This is a genomic window from Pseudomonas sp. LB3P81 (assembly GCF_054897965.1).
This window is the reverse complement of the sequence record NZ_JBUBVG010000001.1, coordinates 4806095-4824167: the sequence shown is the minus strand read 5'-3', so window position 1 is coordinate 4824167 and position 18073 is coordinate 4806095. Positions and strand designations below refer to the sequence as shown.

Below are 18073 nucleotides of genomic sequence, written 5' to 3'. Positions count from 1 at the left end.
ACTCCTTATAAAGGTCCGAGGACGACGGTGAACAGGGTCAATACACAGACGTACAAGGCGCAATCGAATAACGCTTCGTGCCAGATCCAGCGGCCGGCCGGGGTCAGGCGCAAGCCTGCGGTGACGAGCAGCGCCAGCAGCACATAAATCAGAAACGGACTGAGCAGCACGCCGCCCACCGACCATTCACGCAAGCCCATGGCTTTGCTCCTGTTGACGGCACCACGCGCGCCAGCTGTTCTGCAATTGCAGCACGGCGCCCTGGGCCAGTTTCACCGGGTCGCTGGGCGGCAACGCGTACAAGGTTTTCAAGAATTCTTCGCTGGGTTGTTCCAGGGCATCGGCACAACGACCGCTCGGGCCTTGTTCGAGGACTTTTTCCAGCGCCTCAAGATAGCGTCGCTGCGGCGCACTGACCGGCACCTGCGCCGCCGCCAGGCTCAAGCGCAAATGCAGCAGTTCGTCGCCGATGTCCAGACCGAGCAAGCCGTCATCCCAACGACTGCGCGCCGGCTCCGGCAGTTCCGGATAGTGCCGCGCCAGTTGCAGCAAACGGTCGGCCATACGCCCGCCGAACCAGCTTTCGGCACCGGGCAGATTGCGCCGGGTCAGGCGCACCAGGTCGTCGAGGGTCGCCGCCAGCAAACGCCGACCGTGCCAGGCCGGGTTGCGCAGGATCAGCAAGTGAAACGCCAACACGGCGGCACCTACGCCCATCACCATGGCTTGAGCGCTGTTGAGGAACGTCGCGACGTCGAACTTCATCGCATTGAGCGGCGAGACCAGAACGATGAAGACCATGCAGAACGCAGTGGCCGTGGCGCCGATCTGCGGCTTGGCCATGCCCAGCGCGCCCAGAAACAACGGCACGCCCATGCCCATGCAGAGCAACTCGAAACCGCTCCATTGCGGCAGCAGAATCTGCCCGACGATAAACGCTGCCGGGATCGCCAGAAAAATCCCGCGCATAAAACTCATGCCGATCTGCGCGCCGTTTTCGCGACTGGCGAACAGGCTGCACACCACGCAGGTCAGCACCAATGCGCCTGAGGCGGCGGGCCAGGCAGTCGCCAGCCAGAAACACGACACCACCAGAAACGCCAAGGCACTGCGCGCCCCGAAGACCAGCGCCAATGACAGGTCGCGGTGCGGTGTCAGGGTGCGTGGAGGATCGACGGTTTCCTTGCCCTCCTCCACCGCGGTCAACGCGGCGGTTGCCGCCATCGCGGTGTCCATCAGCAGGGTGAAACGGACCAGGCAATAACTCTGCGCGGAGCTGATCTGCGGGTCATGGCTGGCGTCGAGCAAGCGCGGTCGCAAGGCTTGCAACGTCGCGGCATCCGGGCTGGCGAGTGCTTGTTGAACCTCGGTCATCCACGGCGTCAACTGTTCGGCTTCCTGCGGTTCCAACTGCTTCCACTGACGGCGCACCGAACGGGCGATGCGCAGCAGCATCAACAGTTTCTGGCTGAGTCCGCTGATGCCCCGCGCACGTTGCCGACCGAGCCCGCCTTCGAACCAGGCATGCTCGCGCTGGGCATCCACGGCGACGATCCGACCAAGGATTTCCAGCAGCCCCTGGCGCGCCTGACCATCGCCGGCCAATGTTGCGCGCGCGGCATTCATCCCGCTCTGCCACGCGGCTCGCGCCTGATCCGCCAGTTGCCGCTCGACCCGCATCGGCCACAGCAACGCACTGGCGGCGGTGGCGCAGAGAATGCCCAGACAGATTTCCGTGCAGCGCGCCACGGCTTGATCGAACACTGTCAGCGGATGGGTAATGGCCGGCAACGCGATGATCGCCACGGTGTAACCGGCCAGCACAAACGAATAGGACCAGGCACTGCGCAGCAAGGTCGAACTTGCCGTACACAGCCCGAGCCACAACGCCAATGCCAAAAGAAACAACCACGGCGTCTGTGCGAACAGGCTTATGAACACCACCGACATGATCGTTCCGATCAGCGTCCCCAACACACGCGCCAAGCCCTTTTGCACCACCATCCCGGACAACGGCTGAGCGACGATGAACGCCGTCATCAACGCCCAGGCCGGTTGCTCCAGTCCCCAGCGCAATGCCAGCCACAGCGCGAGGCCACCGCCTAGCAGGGTCTTGATCGCGAACTGCAGGGCGCGGCGGTCGGGCGCGAATAAAGCCTGCACAGTGATAGGCACGAATAGCACTCTTGAAAGAACGATTTAACGGTAGGAGCTGCCGGAGGCTGCGATCTTTTGATCTTGCTGTTCGGCGAACTCTATACCGTCAAAAGATCGCAGCCTTCGGCAGCTCCTACAAGGGGTGATTTCAGCTTAATTGCCAGGCACAAAAAAACGCCAGACTGGCTGGCGTTTTTGACAGGCCTTGCGCGCTTACGAGCGTGCGCGAGCCTGGTTACGCAGGGCTTTCACCTGATCGTGATTACGTTGGGCGCCGTGATACTGACGTTCAACCAGGTCACGAATGCCCACCAGGCTGTGCTTGTTGATTTTTTCCATGGCGTCTTTGTAAGCCTTCAGCGCATGGTCTTCACCGCGTTCGGCTTCGTTCAGCACGGCTTCTTCGTCCTTGCCGGTAAACATGGCTTTCACGTCGACCCAGCGACGATGCAGGTCACCGCTGACGCTGGTGGAGGTTTCCGGATCGCCACCCATCGAACGCACGGCTGCTTGCAGTTCCGAGGCCGCAGTGGCGCAGTCGGCGGAGCGGGTGATGAACAGCGTTTTCAGCTCTGGATGTTTGATGTCTTCAGCGCAGGTCTTGAACCCTTCCTGACCGTCTTTACTGGTTTCAATCAGGTCGTTGAGTACAGAGATCGCTTCTTTATTCATGTCGGCCATTTTCAATTCCTCACGGGTTGATGAAAGATGCAATAGCTATTGCACCCTGCATGCCAGCTTTGAATTGATAATTTATTTCTTATATTTCAATGGTTTAACTTTTATTCCGAAATCTGTATCCGCTTTTTTTGCATGATCTGTCATTTGGCCTGCATGCAGAATGCCTGTATTTTCCAAGACTGTTGAATCAAGACGACTGATTGATGAACCCTGAAAAACTCGAACTGCTGATTACCCGCGAAATGCCCTTCGGCAAATACAAGGGCCGCATCATTGCCGACCTGCCCGGTCCTTACCTTAACTGGTTCGCTCGTGAAGGCTTCCCCCATGGCGAGTTGGGCGGCTTGCTGGCTCTGATGCAGGAAATCGATCACAACGGTTTGTCAGAGCTGCTTGAACCGCTGCGCGCCAAACATGGCAAACCCGCCCCTCGCCATTGAGCTGTCCCCATGCCCGACAACACCCGCCGCGCCCGTGATGAAATATTTTGGCAAACCTTTGCCGACCGCTATCCCGTTGAACCCGGCCCGGTGAATCTGGAAAACGGTTACTTCGGGCGCATGTCGCGCACGGTGGTCGAGGAATACCAACGCAACATCGAACTCATCAACCGCAGCAACTCGGTCTATGTACGCCAGCGTTTCGAACAGGGCGAAAACCTTGCGATCCTTGCCCAGCTCGCCGACCTGATTGGCGTGACTGTCGAATCCGTTGCCTTCACCCGCAACGCCTCGGACGGCTTGCAATCGCTGATCCGCAATTACAATCGCCTGCAGCCGGGCGATCAGCTGCTGATCTGCGATCTGGAGTACGACACGGTCAAAGGCGCCATGCGCTGGCTCGCGCGCCATCGTGGCGTGGAAGTGATCGAGATAGAACATGCGCACCCCGCCAGTTTCGACAGTCTGCTGGCCACCTATCGCGACGCCTTCGTGCGTTATCCAAAGCTCAAGCTGATGGCGCTCACCCACGTCACTCACCGCACCGGGCTGGTGATGCCAGTGAAGGCGATCGCTTCTGCCGCCAAGGAATACGGTATTGATGTGGTCCTCGACGGCGCCCATGCCCTGGGTCAGATCGAATTCAAACTCGATGACCTCGGCGTCGCATTCGCCGGTTTCAACCTGCACAAGTGGATCGGCGCGCCGCTGACCCTGGGCTTCATCCATATCGCTCCGGAGCGCCTGGCCGACATCGACCCGGACATGGGCGAAATGCATTTCCCGGTCACCGACATTCGCGCCCGCACGCCCTACAGCACACCCAACATCCCGGCGCTGCTGACACTGCCTTTGGTGTTCGAGGAGCATCGGGCGATGGGCGGTTCTGCCGCCAAGGGTGCACGGCTCAATTACCTGCGTAACCGTTGGGTTAGGGCCGTGCGTGACTCGCCGGGCATCGACGTCATGACCCCGGATGACCCTCGGCTGTACTGCGGCATTACGTCGATGCGTTTTACCCGACAGGTCGACCAGCAAGCGATGGTCGAGCGGCTGCTCAAGGACTACAACCTGTTTACCGTGATGCGCAGCGGTGCAGCGTCTGGCCTGTGCATCCGCATTACGCCGGGGCTGACCACCACCGCAGCGGACATGGATGCGCTGAGCGAAGCACTGAACGAGCTGCGCTGACCTCATACGGTGTACTTGTCAAAGTCCTCGGGTTTGATCTGCGAGGAAGCCGCAAACGTGTCGATGCCGATGCTCATGTGCCCGAAAAAGCCGTCTTCTTTCGAGTCCCGGCTGAGGGTGTGAACGGTCAGTGTCGACGCTTCACCGCCCATGGTTTCAAAGAGCATGTCCTGATCGTTGGTCAGCGGTGCGACGGTTCGGCCGCTGTACTGCCGGGAGTTGAGCACCGAACGTGAAGCCACTTCGGGAAAGTAAAGCTGACCTACCCAGGCGACGTGACGTTCTTCCAGATAGTTGTTGCCGGCCGTCACGCGTACAGCGACGTGGATGTGCAGCGCGCGCCCGGCATAGAAACCCGGGTAGATCGTGGTAAAGCGCACGATGCCTTTCTGGTCCGTGAACTGGCCGCCGCGCAGGTAGGTATCATCGTCGGTACGCGGGATCGCGCCGATATTGTCGGCGTCGACTTCCTTGTCCGGGTCGATCTTGCTCCAGCCCGAATACGCACCACGCGCATTGCAATGCCAGATATCGACGATGGCACCGGTGACCGGCTGAGCGGTCATCGCATCGACGATCGTCAGTTTCAGCACCAGGGGAATGCCGTCCATGCCTTCGCTGATGTTTCGTCTGATCAGTTTCGGGTTTCGAAAATACGGGCCGGCGATCTGTTCGGGTGAAAGCAGGTAAGCCGGTTGTGCGGATGTAACTGAAGTGTTGTCGTCCATGACATTCTCTCTTCCATAAGATGAACGCAGGTTAACGCCGGACGAGCGGTGAGATGCGGTAACTATGTATCGCGTGATGTCCTGTCTCTAATGCCACCTGGTAAAGAGACCGTGCGAGCGATGAGTGATCTGTGGCGAGGGAGCTTGCTCCCGCTGGGCCACGAAGTGGCCCCAAAAAGGGGACTGCTGCGCAGTCCAGCGGGAGCAAGCTCCCTCGCCACAGGTTCAGTGTCAGTCTTGACTGAATGCCACCGGTTTTTCTTTGGGCAAAAAAAAACGGTGCACCGACCAAGCGCACCGTAAAGCCGTAGAACACACAACGAAGTGTCAGGTAAAAACAGATCAGTCCAGCAGCGCCAAGGCCTCGGCGGTGCATTCCTGAATGCGGGCCCAGTCGCCGTTCTTGATCCACTCCGGATCAAGCATCCAGCTACCGCCCACGCACATCACGTTTTTCAACGCCATGTAGCTCTTGATGTTGGCCGGGCTGACGCCGCCGGTCGGGCAGAATTTCACTTCGCCGAACGGGCCGCCCAGGGCTTTGATTGCCGCGACGCCGCCACTGACTTCCGCCGGGAACAGCTTGAAGCGGCGATAACCCAGACCATAGCCTTCCATAATGCCCGATGCATTGCTGATGCCTGGCAACAGCGGAATCGGGCTGTCGACACTGGCTTCGAGCAAATCACGGGTGATGCCCGGCGTGACGATGAACTGCGAACCCGCCGCTTCAGCGGCGGCCAGCATGTGGCGATCGAGCACGGTGCCGGCACCGGTCACCAGTTCCGGACGCTGCTCGCGCAGGATCTGGATGGCCTTGAGGCCGAACTGCGAACGCAGGGTCACTTCCAGGGCTGTCAGGCCACCGGCGGCGAGGGCGTCGGCCAGCGGCAGCACGTCCTGTTCGCGAGCGATGGTGATCACCGGCAGAATCCGCGCCTTGGCGCAGAGACTGTCGATCAGGGCAACTTTGTCCGCCATGGAAACGGTCGGGGATGGGGTTGTCATAGCGGCTGTTCCTTGGCTTATGGGCACCAGTAAATCTCTAACGTAGGTTGCAGAAACGCGCGAATCGGCATGGCGGCGACATCGTCACCGGCCAATGCGGCACTCAAGGTGGTCAGCTTGGACTGACCGGAAATCGATAGAACTTTATGTTTGGCCGAAGCCAGCAGCGCGCGACTCATGGTCAGGCGCTGATGCGGCACGGTTGGCGCCAGCATCGGGTAGCAATGACGTTTGCCGTCGACTTTCAAGGCGTCGGTCAGGTTCGGGCTGTTCGGGAACAGCGACGCGGTGTGACCGTCATCGCCCATGCCGAGGATCAGCACGTCAATCGCCGGCAGCTCGGCGAGCAAGCGATCAGCCTGTTCGGCCGCTTGCTCCAGGTTTGCGGTGGCGCTGTACAGACTCAGGAACTGAGCCTTGGCCGCCGGGCCTTGCAACAGATAACGCTTGAGCAGACCGGCATTGCTGTCGGCATGTTCAACTGGCACCCAGCGCTCGTCCGCCAGGCTGACCACCACGTTCGACCAGTCCAGCGTCTGCTTGGCCAGGTGCTGAAAAAACGCCACCGGACTGCGTCCGCCGGACACCACCAGCGTGGCCGTGCCTCGAGCATCAATCGCCTCGCTCAGTTGCCTGGCCACTTGCAGTGCCAAGCCTTCGGCCAGCAGCACCGGGCTTTTGAACGCATGGGCGCTGACGCCCTGCGGCAGTTGCAAATTAGATATCGCCATACCAAGACCTCCCATCCCGCGTGATCAGAGCAATGGAGCTCATCGGTCCCCAGGACCCGGCCGCGTACGGCTTGGGCGCATCACCGGATTTTTTCCACCCGGCGATCAACTGGTCACACCACTTCCACGCGGCTTCGATTTCATCTTTACGGACAAACAGGTTCTGATTGCCACGCATCACTTCCAGCAACAACCGCTCGTAGGCATCGGGAATCCGTGCGCTGCGCCAGGTGTCGGAAAAATTCAGCTGCAACGGACCGCTGCGCAGCTGCATGCCCTTGTCCAGGCCTTGCTCCTTGGTCATCACGCGCAAGGAAATGCCTTCGTCCGGTTGCAGGCGGATAATCAGCTTGTTGCTGATCTGCAGGCGCTGCTCCGGGGCGAAGATGTAGTGCGACGGTTCCTTGAAATGGATGACAATCTGCGACAGCTTCTGTGGCATGCGTTTGCCGGTGCGCAGATAAAACGGCACGCCGGCCCAGCGCCAGTTGCGGATGTCGGCACGCAGGGCGACGAAGGTTTCGGTGTCGCTCTGGGTGTTGGAATTCGGTTCTTCCAGGTAACCCGGCACCGGTTTGCCTTCGCTGTAACCGGCAATGTACTGGCCGCGCACCACCTGAGTGGTCAGGCCTTCCGGGCTGATCGGCGCCAGCGCCTTGAGCACTTTGACTTTCTCGTCGCGGATGCTGTCGGCGGACAGGTCGGCCGGTGGGTCCATGGCGATCAGGCAAAGCAGTTGCAGCAGGTGATTCTGGATCATGTCCCGCAACTGACCGGCCTTGTCGAAGTAGCCCCAGCGGCCTTCGATCCCGACCTTCTCGGCCACGGTGATTTCCACGTGGGAGATGTAATTCTGGTTCCACTGGGTTTCGAACAGGCTGTTGGCGAAACGCAGGGCGATGAGGTTTTGAACGGTCTCTTTGCCCAGGTAGTGGTCGATGCGGTACGTGCGATTCTCCGGGAAGAACTGCGCCACGGCGTCGTTGACCTTGCGCGAGGATTCCAGATCGGAACCGATGGGTTTTTCCAGCACTACGCGGGTGTTTTCGGTCAGGCCGACCTTCGCCAGGTTCTCGCAGATCGCACCGTAAACAGCGGCCGGCGTGGCGAAGTAGGCGATCACTCGCTGCGCACTGCCGGCCATTTCGGCCAGGGCCACATAGTCTTCGGACTTGAGGAAGTCGACGTGCAGATAACTCAAACGGGCCAGAAAGCGTTCGAGCACCGCTTCATCCAGCTCTTTGGCACCCACGTAGCGGCGCAGCTCGGAAGCGATGAACGCCAGATGCTCCTGCTCGCTGCCGGGCTCACGGGCCAGCGCGATGATTCGCGTGTCCTCGTGCAACAGGCCTGCGCCATCGAGTTGATAGAGGGCAGGAAACAGCTTGCGCAAGGCCAGATCGCCGAGGGCGCCGAACAAGGCAAAGGTGCACGGTTCAACCGTAATCGAAGGCATGATGTTTGTTCTTTTATCAAGTTAAGCTACAAATACCTTTTTTCAAGGCATCGCTCAAGAGAAAATGTAGTAATAACCACAACATTTTCGCAAAATACAGATTCCGAGTGGTGGTCAGTCGGAGCCATCAGTAGGATAGGCCACCGCTTGGGGCCGCATCAAAGGCCCAATTTGCATAGCAACACCCTTATTTGCATTGCAGAGCACTCTTGTAGGCGAACCTAGGAAACCATATGGACCGCGTGCGAAATTTACTGGAACAGATCCAGAATCGCCTTGAAGACCTGAACAAGGCGGAACGCAAAGTCGCCGAAGTGATCCTGCTCAACCCACAGCAGGCCACCCGGTTCAGCATCGCCGCCCTCGCCCAGGCCTCCAAGGTCAGCGAGCCGACGGTGAACCGTTTCTGCCGTTCGTTCGGCGTCAGTGGCTACCCGGAACTCAAGCTTCAACTGGCCCAGAGCCTGGCCAGCGGCGCGGCGTATGTCAGCCGTGCGGTCGAGGCCGACGACAATCCGGAAGCCTATACCAAGAAGATTTTCGGCAGCGCCATCGCGTCGTTGGACAGTGCCTTGCAGGCGCTGGACCCGAGCCTGATCAGCCGCGCCGTCGACCTGTTGATTCAGGCCCGGCAGATCCACTTCTTCGGCCTCGGCGCCTCGGCCCCGGTGGCGCTGGATGCGCAGCACAAATTCTTCCGCTTCAACCTGGCCGTCACCGCCCATGCCGATGTGCTGATGCAGCGCATGATCGCTTCGGTGGCCCACACCGGCGAGTTGTTCGTGATCATCTCCTACACCGGCCGCACCCGCGAACTGGTGGAAGTGGCGCGTATCGCCCGGGAAAACGGCGCTTCGGTGCTTGGTCTGACAGCGGAAGGTTCGCCGCTGGCCAAGGCCAGTACCCTGAGCCTGAACATTCCGCTGCCGGAAGACACCGACATCTATATGCCGATGACGTCGCGGATCATTCAGTTGACGGTGCTGGATGTGTTGGCGACCGGGATGACCTTGCGTCGCGGGGTGGATTTCCAGCCGCATTTGCGCAAGATCAAGGAGAGCCTGAATGCGAGCCGGTATCCGGTGGGGGATGAGTTTAATTAATCGGGCTTGAGTGGGTTGTCGCCTGTTTAGCCGCCTTCGCGAGCAAGCCCGCTCCCACATTTGGAATGCATTCCCCTGTGGGAGCGGGCTTGCTCGCGAAGGGGCCAGCACAGGCACCGCATGACCCTAGCCTAAACACCCACCCTCGCCTGCAAACTCAAATGCGCCTTCTGCCCCGGTTCCAGACTCAGGCTATCCGTCCCGCCACTCGCCGCCTCGACACACACAAACTCACAAACCTCATTCCAGCTCACCCCCAGCAATGGCCGTGAGCCTGGATGCCAGACCACTGTGTCCGCATCGTCACCCGTATCAATGCACAACTCCCGCTGCCAGGCGTGGTCTTTGAGCTGCAATTCGCCGTCATGCTGGAACACGCGCTGACAGCCACCCTCCACCCGTAACTCGCCTTGCTGCTGGCAAACCTGACGGTTCAACTGGTCATAACCTTGCGCACCGTCGAGCCCAGACAGCGCTATCTCGCCGACATCACCGATACGCCAATAGGCATGCAACGCCTGACTCAACTGGCACGGCAGGCTGTCATGATGCTCGGTGCTCAGGCGCAACTCCATGCGTTCGCCAAGGTGGGCATGCAGGTCCACTTGCCAGTCACACAACTGCAGTTGCCAGTGCAGGTGCACGCCCTCTTCGTCATGACTGCTGTCGAGCAGTTTCCAGTCCAGCAACCGCGCCCAGCCATGAGACGGCCAGGCGTTTTCGCTCGGATGGCGGCCGTACCACGGCCAACACACCGGCACGCCGCCACGAATCGCGCCGACATGCGGCCACTTCGCCGCGCACCAGAGCCAGGGTTTCTGTCCCTTGGGCTGGAAGTGCAGCAACTGCGCGCCCTGACGACTGAACACCGCCTGACACAGCGGATGATCGATCACCAGCACGTCGCGCATCTGATAGCGCTCCCACGCAAACACCGGACGTTCGCGCAAGGATTTGAAGAAGCGTTGTAGCGGATGCTCATGCATGTGCCACGGTCCTGAAAATCATGGGTGTACTCGTCTATCCAAACAGCTCGCATAGTGCTTTTTGTGGCGAGGGAGCTTGCTCCCGCTGGGCTGCGAAGCGGCCCTAAAACAGCCACCGCAATTCTCCAGACAAACCGCGTTCATCGGACTTGGGGCCGCTGCGCAGCCCAGCGGGAGCAAGCTCCCTCGCCACAATTGCGCCAGACATGACATTCCTTGTAAGCCCCCAAAAAAAAGCGGACAGCCTGGGCTGTCCGCAAAAATGCGCACATGGAGAGGAGCTTATCGCAACAGCGTTAGAACACCGACTGAATTTTCAGGCCGGCGACCAGCGCGTTGTCGACTTCATCCACACCGCCCGGGTGAGTGATGTATTGCAGGTTAGGACGCACGGTCAGCCAATTGGTGACGTGGAAGCCGTAGTTGATCTCGTAGTTGTACTCGGTGTCACGCAGTGGCGAGAACAGCGGATCTTCGTACTCGGTGACACCATTGGAGGCGTTGACCAACTCGGCATTTTTCTTCACGTCATCGTTGACATGGATACGGGCAAAACCGATACCGACGTCATCTTTTGGACGCGCATCGAACGGACCTTTGTACACAAACATCAGCGACTGGTAGTTGTCGACGATGTTGGTGTCCTTGTCGTGGAACGTGGCGTTGGCCGAAACGGTCAGACCGCGGCTCTTGTCACCGTTGTGGTCGGTCAACTGTTGCTGCGCCACGAACCAGTAGCCGGACTTGCTGCTGTGGCTGCGGTAAGCGTTGCCGCTGGTGGCCGCATCATTGCCGTTGTCGTCTTCACGAACGTCATCGGCGCTGGCCGTGCTTTTGTAGTAACCGACACGGTATTCGCCGGGCAGATTGTTCGGGTTAGGCAACCAGACCAGTTCGACCGGCAACACGGTGCCTTCAGTACCACTGCCGCTGAGCTTGAAGCCGTTACCGTGCTCCAGTTGCGTCGGGTTCTGGTTGTAGGCGCCGATCTGCGCATAGAACTCAGGCGAGATGTTGTACTTCACGCGGATCGCGGCCTGGCTGATCGGCCAGTTGTACCAGATGTTGGTCGCCCAGTTACCCACTTGGGAACCGCAGAACGCCAGGTTCTGGAACTCGCAAGGGAAGGTGTTGAAGTCTTCGCCTTCGCCGAAGTAACCGGCCTTGACGTCCAGTTTACCGTCGAGGAACTGGTGCTTGATCCACAACTGGGTCAGACGGACCATGTGACCACGACCGTAGACTTCCTGGGAAGAACTCAAGGTGCCGGCACGCGGGTCGCCGACACGGTCATTGGAGATGTTCTCGCCATTACGATTGGTTAGCTGGATCTTCGCCTGGGTGTTATCCCAGCCCCACAACTTTTGCAGGTCCAGCGCCACGCCCAGGCCGAACTGGTCGGCGTAACGCGCAGTCTTGTCATTGTTGTAGCCGCCGTGGAGGTTGCCGCCCACTTCACCGACGTAGTCCATCTTGATGTCGATACCCTGCTCGATCAGCCGGGTCCGCTCGCCACCCCAATCGCCGGTCATCCATTCGGAATCGGCGCTGAACGCGTCAGCCGCGTGCACACTGCCGGCCAGCATCATTGCCGCAATCGCTGACAACTGGCAGACAAGCTGAGCGTTGTTGTTCTTCTTCATCCCTACATCCTCGTTTTATTGTTATTAACTGTTTTTATCTAACGCGGTTTACATCCCCTGCGGGAGCGGGCTTTTGTGGCGAGGGGATTTATCCCCGTTGGGTCGCGAAGCGGCCCTAAGAATGGGACTGCTGCGCAGTCCAACGGGGATAAATCCCCTCGCCACAAAGGCCGGCTCCTACAGTTTTGATCTTCAGCGGCCTTTGAATTGGGTCACGTTGGCGTTGTGAACTTCGGTTTTTGGCAGACCCGCCACCCCCAGACGCTCCCCGGTCTTGGCATCAAAAAGCAGCACTTTCGATGGATCGAATTGCAGGGTCAGGGTCTCGCCCACGGCCGGTGCAACGTCCGGCGCCAAACGGCAGCAGACCTTGGTTTCATTCAGGTTCACGAATACCAGCGTGTCCGGACCGGTCGGTTCGGTGACCTGCACTTCCGCGCGAATGGTCGGCAAACCGTTCGGCTCGCTGCCCGCCAGTACGATCTGTTCCGGGCGCATGCCGAGGATCACTTCGCGGTCTTCGAGCCCGGCGTCCTGCATGCCCAACGGCAATTCGCAGCGCGCCTGACCGCTGTCGAGCAGCGCCACCAGACGACCGTCCTTGCGCTGCAAACGCAGGGGGATGAAGTTCATCGGCGGCGAACCGATGAAGCTCGCCACGAACAGGTTGGCCGGGTTGTTGTAGATGTCTTTCGGCGTGCCGAACTGCTGAATGATCCCGTCCTTCATCACCGCCACTTTGTCGCCCAGGGTCATCGCTTCGATCTGGTCGTGGGTCACATAGACCGTGGTGGTTTTCAGGCGCTGGTGCATCAGTTTCATTTCGGTGCGCATCTCGACGCGCAGCTTGGCGTCGAGGTTGGAGAGCGGTTCGTCGAACAGATAAATCTTCGGCCGCCGCGCCAGGGCACGGCCCATCGCCACACGCTGTTGCTGACCACCGGAGAGCTGGCCGGGCTTGCGGCTGAGCAGGTGCTCGATCTGCAACAACTTGGAGACGCGAGCGACTTCTTCGTCGATTTCCGCGGTCGGCATTTTGCGAATCTTCAGGCCGAACGCGATGTTGTCGCGCACGCTCATGGTCGGGTACAGCGCGTAGGACTGGAACACCATGGCGATGTCGCGATCTTTCGGGCTCATGCCGCTGATGTCTGCGTCATCCACCAGGATCGCGCCGCCGCTGATGTTTTCCAGACCGGCGATGCAGTTCATCAAGGTGGATTTGCCGCAGCCCGATGGGCCGACCAGGATCAGGAATTCACCGTCATCGATCTTCAGTTCGATGTTTTTCAGGGTGTCCGGCAAACCGGCGCCGTAGGTCTTGTTGACGTTGCGTAATTCGAGAGTTGCCATGTTTCTACCCCTTGACCGCGCCGGACGTCAGCCCACGCAGGAAATACTTGCCAGCGAATATGTAGACCAGCAGTGTCGGCAGCCCGGCGATCATCGCGGCAGCCATATCAACGTTGTATTCCTTGGCCCCGGTGCTGGTGTTGACCAGGTTGTTCAGGGCCACGGTAATTGGCTGGGCATCGCCACTGGCGAAGACCACGCCGAACAGGAAGTCATTCCAGATCTGGGTGAACTGCCAGATCAGGCAGACCATCACGATCGGGATCGACATCGGCAGCAGGATCTTCCAGAAAATCGTGAAGAAGCCCGCGCCATCAAGACGTGCAGCCTTGACCAGCGCATCCGGAATGCTCACGTAGTAGTTGCGGAAGAACAGCGTGGTGAACGCCAGGCCGTAGACCACGTGCACCAGCACCAGGCCGGTGGTGGTGTTCGCCAGGCCGAATTTGCCGAGGGTGAACGAGGCTGGCAGCAGCACGGTCTGAAACGGCAGGAAGCAGCCAAACAGCAGCAGGCCGAAGAACAGCTGCGAGCCACGGAAGCGCCACATCGACAGCACGTAGCCGTTCATTGCACCGATGAAGGTGGAGATCAAAACCGCTGGCACGGTGATTTTCACCGAGTTCCAGAAGTAGCCGCCCACCACGTCCCAAGCCTTGATCCAGCCGATGCCGTCGATCACGGTCGGCCAGCTCAGCAGGTTGCCGGTGCGAATGTCTTCCGGAGATTTGAAACTGGTCAGCAGCATCACCACCAGCGGGATCAGGTACACCGCAGCGGCCAACAGCAAGGTGGCGTAGATCGCAATGCGGCTGAAACTCAGCGTCGGTTTTCCGAGTTGATTAGTCATGGCGTTTGCCTCGCAGCTCGGAGTACAGGTACGGCACGAGGATGGTCAGCACGGCACCGAGCATCAGCATGGCGCTGGCCGAACCAATGCCCATCTGGCCACGGCTGAAAGTGAAGGAATACATGAACATCGCCGGCAGGTCGGACGAGTAACCGGGACCGCCCGCCGTCATCGCGGCTACCAGGTCGAAGCTCTTGATCGCGATGTGCGCGAGGATCATGAAGGCGCTGAAAAACACCGGGCGCAGGCTCGGCAGAACGATCTTCAGGTAGATGGTCGGCAGGCTCGCACCGTCGACTTGCGCGGCACGGATGATCGATTGATCGACACCACGAAGGCCCGCCAGGAACATCGCCATCACAAACCCGGAGGCTTGCCACACGGCAGCGATCACCAGGCAGTAAACCACGCGATCCTGATCCACCAGCCAGTCGAGACGGAAGCCTTCCCAGCCCCAGTCACGCAGCATTTTGTCCAGGCCCAGGCCTGGGTTGAGCAGCCATTTCCACGCCGTACCGGTGACGATCATCGAGAGCGCCATCGGGTACAGATAGACGGTGCGGATGAAGCCTTCCTTGCGAATGCGCTGATCCAGCAGCACCGCGAGGAACACGCCCAATACCAGGCTGATACCGATGAACATGCCGCCGAACACCGCGAGGTTCTTGCTCGCGACCCACCAGCGATCGTTGTCCATCAGGCGCATGTATTGCTGCAGACCGACCCACTTGTAGCTCGGCATGAAGCTGGAATTGGTGAAGGACAGTACGAATGTCCAGATGATGTAACCGTAGAAACCAACCAACACGATGAGCATGCTTGGCGCGAGTACCAACTTGGGTAACCAGCGTTGCAGCGCATCGAACGGTGAGGCTTTGCTGAAAACCGCCACAGAGCTCATCGGGATAATCCAGGTTTAGAGAAATGAAATCGACACGCTGATCCCTGGTGGGAGCGGGCTTGCTCGCGAAGGCGGTGTTTGAGTCGACATCAATGTTGAATGTCAGACCGCTTTCGCGAGCAACCCCGCTCCCACAGGGATTACTCAGTGCCGGGGATTACTGGGCGGCTTTGACAGCCGAGGCCAGTTGGGCGCTGGCCTTGGCCGGGTCAGCGTTCTTGTCGTTCATGAAGTTGGTGACCACGTCGAAGATCGCGCCTTGCACAGCCAGGGAAGTGGCCATGTTGTGCGCCATGCTCGGTTGCAGACCGCCGGTCTTCTCGTCCGCCAGGAAGTCCTTGGCGGAGGTTTGAGCGCAGGCGTCGAAACCGAGCTTGTCCATCTCGTTCAGCATGTCGGTACGGACCGGGATCGAACCCTTGTTGATGCTGAAGACTTTCTGGAAGTCTGTGCCCAGAGCAACCTTGGCCAAGTCCTGCTGAGCGGCGATGTCGCCCTTGCGATCAGCTTTCAACTTGAATACAGCCATCGAGTCGATGTTGTAGGTGAAGGCTTTTTCGGTGCCCGGGAACGGCACGCACTGGTAATCCTTACCAGCAACTTTCTTCGCTGCGGTCCATTCGCTTTTCGCCCAGTCGCCCATCATCTGCATGCCGGCCTTGCCGTTGATGACCTCGGCGGCAGCGATGTTCCAGTCACGACCGGCGCGGTTCGGGTCCATGTAGCCGGTGAGTTTTTTCAGCTCGGTGAACGACTGGGTCATCTCAGGCCCGGAGAGGGTTTTCTGATCCAGGTCTACCAGGGCTTTTTTGTAACCGTCGGCGCCCATGACCGAGAGCACCACGTCTTCAAACACGGTGCTGTCCTGCCAAGGCTGGCCACCGTGGGCGAGCGCGATGAAGCCGGCGGCTTTGAGCTTGTCGCCGGCGGCGTAGAATTCTTCGAGGGTGGTCGGGGCTTTGTCGATCCCGGCTTTCTTGAACACTTCCGGGTTGATCCACAGCCAGTTGACGCGGTGAATGTTCACCGGCACGGCGACGTAATCGCCTTCGTATTTCACGGTGTCGGAGACTTTCTTGATCAGCAGGCTGTCCCAGTTTTCCGATTTGGAAACGTCTTTCAGCGCATCGGTGCTGAGCAGGCCAGTGCTGCCCCACTCCTGGATGTCCGGCCCCTTGATCTGGGCAACGCCCGGCGGGTTACCGGCGACGGCGCGGCTTTTCAGTACGGTCATGGCGGTGGAACCGCCACCCCCGGCGACTGCGCCGTCCTTCCAGGTGAAGCCGTCTTTTTCGACTTGAGCCTTGAGGACATCGACCGCTGCTTTTTCACCACCTGACGTCCACCAGTGAACGACTTCCACTGAACCTTTGGAATCGGCGGCAAGGGCACTGAGGGGAAATGCACTGAGGGGAAGCAGCGACGCGAGAGAAATGACAGTGGCGAGGCGAGAAATCGCATTCATCTGGAAGTACCTTTCTTGTTGTTATGCATGCAAGTCTGGTGCTTGCGCTGCATAAGATTTTAAACAGGAGTCGTCCCTTCGCAGGTAACGAAGGGACGCGTGAATGTCACCGCATGGTTACATGGAACCGCTCTGGGACAACCTCGCCAAGGCACTGGCCATGCTCGGCGCCAGCGGCAGGCGCGGAATCAGCACGGCTTGCCAGGCGTGATAAAGATCAGGTTTTCCGCCCCAGATATCGGCGCTCGGCTGGTTCTGCGGATTGAGCTCATGGTGCCAACTGCCACCTTCGCGATCGATGAAATGACTGTCACAAAATTCCCAGAACAGTCGGTACCAGGTTTCGTATTGCGCCTCGCCCGTGCGTTTGAGCAGCGCGCTGGCGACGGCGCTGGCTTCGCAATGGGTCCAGTGCAAACGATGGCGAACCACCGCGCGGTTGCCCCAATCGAGGGTGTAGACAATCCCGGGCAGCCCGTCGACATCCCAGCCGTGACGGCAGTTGTGCTCGAAGAGTTTTTGCGCGTCGGTGACGAGCCAGCCCGGCGCCAGCATCCCGGCCTGCACCCGCGCGGCTTCGAGGTGCAGCAACAGCCGCGCCCATTCGAAGCCGTGGCCCGGCGTGGTGCCGTAAGGGCGAAAACCGTCGGCCGGGTTGTCGTGGTTGTAATCGCGCAACGGCTGCCAGTCGCGGTCGAAATGTTCGACCACCCGGTAATCGTTGGTGGCGGCGTGACCATGGATCACACGCTCGACAATGCGTTGCGCGCGGCACAACCAGCGATTGTCTTCAGTGACATCGGCCAGGGCGAGGAAGGCTTCGGTGGCGTGCATGTTGCTGTTGGCGCCGCGATAGCGCTCTTCTTCACTCCAGTCGCGGTTGAAGGATTCGCGCATCGCGCCCTCCTCCTCGCTCCAGAAATGCGTGTCGATGATGTTGATCGCGTCATCAAGCAAGGCTTGTGCGCCGGGTCGTTGCGCGACCACGGCGGAACTGGCGGCCAGGGCGACGAACGCGTGCAAGTAAGCCGCTTTGCCAGTGTTGCCGTCGCGGTGTTCGGGGGCGGCGAACCAGCCACCGTGTTCGGCATCCTTCAATGGGCCGCTAAGTGCCTGGACGCCATGATCCACCAGCTCGGCGAAACCCGGCAGCCCCTGGATGTGCGCCATGGCAAAGCTGTGGGTCATGCGCGCGGTGTTCATGGTTTCAGCGTGGGCGTTGGCCGGGAGACGGCCCTTTTCATCAAGGTTGCCGAAACCGTCAGGGAGTTTCGATGCCTTGGCAAACGCCAGCAGGCGCAGGCCTTCGGCGGCGAGCCATTGCTGATGGGCCGGTGCGTTCAGCCAACTGCTGAAGGCGGGTTGGAAGGTGTCCATGGG

Annotated in this window: 17 protein-coding genes; 3 read left to right on the top strand and 14 right to left on the bottom strand. The window is 59.8% G+C overall.

All coding sequences use genetic code 11. The annotated features are described in order from the left end of the window. Positions 1-5: 5 nt before the first annotated feature. From ACYZTL_RS22365 to ACYZTL_RS22355, 3 genes are all read right to left on the bottom strand, one after another. Complete coding sequence (locus ACYZTL_RS22365) at positions 6-200, bottom strand: DUF1656 domain-containing protein (RefSeq protein ID WP_461953560.1); 195 nt, start codon at positions 198-200, stop codon at positions 6-8. Further along, complete coding sequence (locus ACYZTL_RS22360) at positions 187-2175, bottom strand: FUSC family protein (RefSeq protein ID WP_461953559.1); 1989 nt, start codon at positions 2173-2175, stop codon at positions 187-189. Before ACYZTL_RS22360 ends, ACYZTL_RS22365 begins: the two co-directional genes overlap by 14 nt. A 195-nt stretch (positions 2176-2370) precedes the next feature. Then, complete coding sequence (locus tag ACYZTL_RS22355; RefSeq protein WP_461953558.1) at positions 2371-2838, bottom strand: ferritin-like domain-containing protein; 468 nt, start codon at positions 2836-2838, stop codon at positions 2371-2373. A gap of 203 nt (positions 2839-3041) precedes the next feature. Between ACYZTL_RS22355 and ACYZTL_RS22350 the strand changes: the two genes are divergently transcribed. Continuing rightward, a complete protein-coding gene (locus ACYZTL_RS22350) occupies positions 3042-3278 on the top strand; it encodes a DUF3820 family protein (protein WP_003213031.1) in 237 nt (78 codons plus the stop codon). Between the two features lie 9 nt (positions 3279-3287). Then, complete coding sequence (locus ACYZTL_RS22345) at positions 3288-4469, top strand: aminotransferase class V-fold PLP-dependent enzyme (RefSeq protein ID WP_461953557.1); 1182 nt, start codon at positions 3288-3290, stop codon at positions 4467-4469. A gap of 2 nt (positions 4470-4471) precedes the next feature. On the opposite strand, the gene ACYZTL_RS22340 is transcribed toward ACYZTL_RS22345, so the two are convergent. The 4 genes from ACYZTL_RS22340 to zwf all read right to left on the bottom strand — a co-directional run bounded on the left by ACYZTL_RS22340 (position 4472) and on the right by zwf (position 8392). Beyond that, on the bottom strand, positions 4472-5197 hold the full coding sequence (locus ACYZTL_RS22340) for an intradiol ring-cleavage dioxygenase (RefSeq protein ID WP_461953556.1): 726 nt from the start codon (positions 5195-5197) through the stop codon (positions 4472-4474). Between the two features lie 342 nt (positions 5198-5539). Beyond that, positions 5540-6205 (bottom strand): bifunctional 4-hydroxy-2-oxoglutarate aldolase/2-dehydro-3-deoxy-phosphogluconate aldolase, encoded by a 666-nt coding sequence (locus tag ACYZTL_RS22335; protein ID WP_017340425.1) that lies wholly within the window; start codon positions 6203-6205, stop codon positions 5540-5542. A gap of 17 nt (positions 6206-6222) precedes the next feature. Continuing rightward, positions 6223-6936: a 6-phosphogluconolactonase gene (pgl, locus tag ACYZTL_RS22330; RefSeq protein WP_461953555.1), complete on the bottom strand. Its 714-nt coding sequence runs from the start codon at positions 6934-6936 to the stop codon at positions 6223-6225. Continuing rightward, positions 6923-8392, bottom strand: a complete 1470-nt coding sequence (zwf, locus tag ACYZTL_RS22325; RefSeq protein WP_461953554.1) for a glucose-6-phosphate dehydrogenase — start codon at positions 8390-8392, stop codon at positions 6923-6925. The genes pgl and zwf overlap by 14 nt, the downstream gene beginning before the upstream one ends. A 242-nt stretch (positions 8393-8634) precedes the next feature. Between zwf and ACYZTL_RS22320 the strand changes: the two genes are divergently transcribed. Continuing rightward, positions 8635-9495 (top strand): MurR/RpiR family transcriptional regulator, encoded by an 861-nt coding sequence (locus ACYZTL_RS22320; RefSeq protein ID WP_214384917.1) that lies wholly within the window; start codon positions 8635-8637, stop codon positions 9493-9495. A 131-nt stretch (positions 9496-9626) separates the two neighbouring features. Here the strand turns inward: ACYZTL_RS22320 and ACYZTL_RS22315 are convergent, their stop codons facing one another. The 7 genes from ACYZTL_RS22315 to ACYZTL_RS22285 all read right to left on the bottom strand — a co-directional run bounded on the left by ACYZTL_RS22315 (position 9627) and on the right by ACYZTL_RS22285 (position 18070). Continuing rightward, positions 9627-10481 (bottom strand): D-hexose-6-phosphate mutarotase, encoded by an 855-nt coding sequence (locus ACYZTL_RS22315; RefSeq protein WP_461953553.1) that lies wholly within the window; start codon positions 10479-10481, stop codon positions 9627-9629. A gap of 296 nt (positions 10482-10777) precedes the next feature. Further along, complete coding sequence (locus tag ACYZTL_RS22310; RefSeq protein WP_461953552.1) at positions 10778-12124, bottom strand: carbohydrate porin; 1347 nt, start codon at positions 12122-12124, stop codon at positions 10778-10780. A 192-nt stretch (positions 12125-12316) separates the two neighbouring features. Next, positions 12317-13477 (bottom strand): ABC transporter ATP-binding protein, encoded by a 1161-nt coding sequence (locus ACYZTL_RS22305; protein WP_461953551.1) that lies wholly within the window; start codon positions 13475-13477, stop codon positions 12317-12319. Positions 13478-13481: 4 nt separating this feature from the next. Beyond that, positions 13482-14327: a carbohydrate ABC transporter permease gene (locus tag ACYZTL_RS22300; protein WP_461953550.1), complete on the bottom strand. Its 846-nt coding sequence runs from the start codon at positions 14325-14327 to the stop codon at positions 13482-13484. Further along, positions 14320-15228, bottom strand: a complete 909-nt coding sequence (locus tag ACYZTL_RS22295; RefSeq protein ID WP_461953549.1) for a carbohydrate ABC transporter permease — start codon at positions 15226-15228, stop codon at positions 14320-14322. The genes ACYZTL_RS22300 and ACYZTL_RS22295 overlap by 8 nt, the downstream gene beginning before the upstream one ends. Before the next feature lie 157 nt (positions 15229-15385). After that, positions 15386-16693 (bottom strand): ABC transporter substrate-binding protein, encoded by a 1308-nt coding sequence (locus tag ACYZTL_RS22290; RefSeq protein WP_461953548.1) that lies wholly within the window; start codon positions 16691-16693, stop codon positions 15386-15388. Positions 16694-16810: 117 nt separating this feature from the next. After that, positions 16811-18070: a D-mannose isomerase gene (locus ACYZTL_RS22285; RefSeq protein WP_461953547.1), complete on the bottom strand. Its 1260-nt coding sequence runs from the start codon at positions 18068-18070 to the stop codon at positions 16811-16813. Positions 18071-18073: the final 3 nt, after the last annotated feature.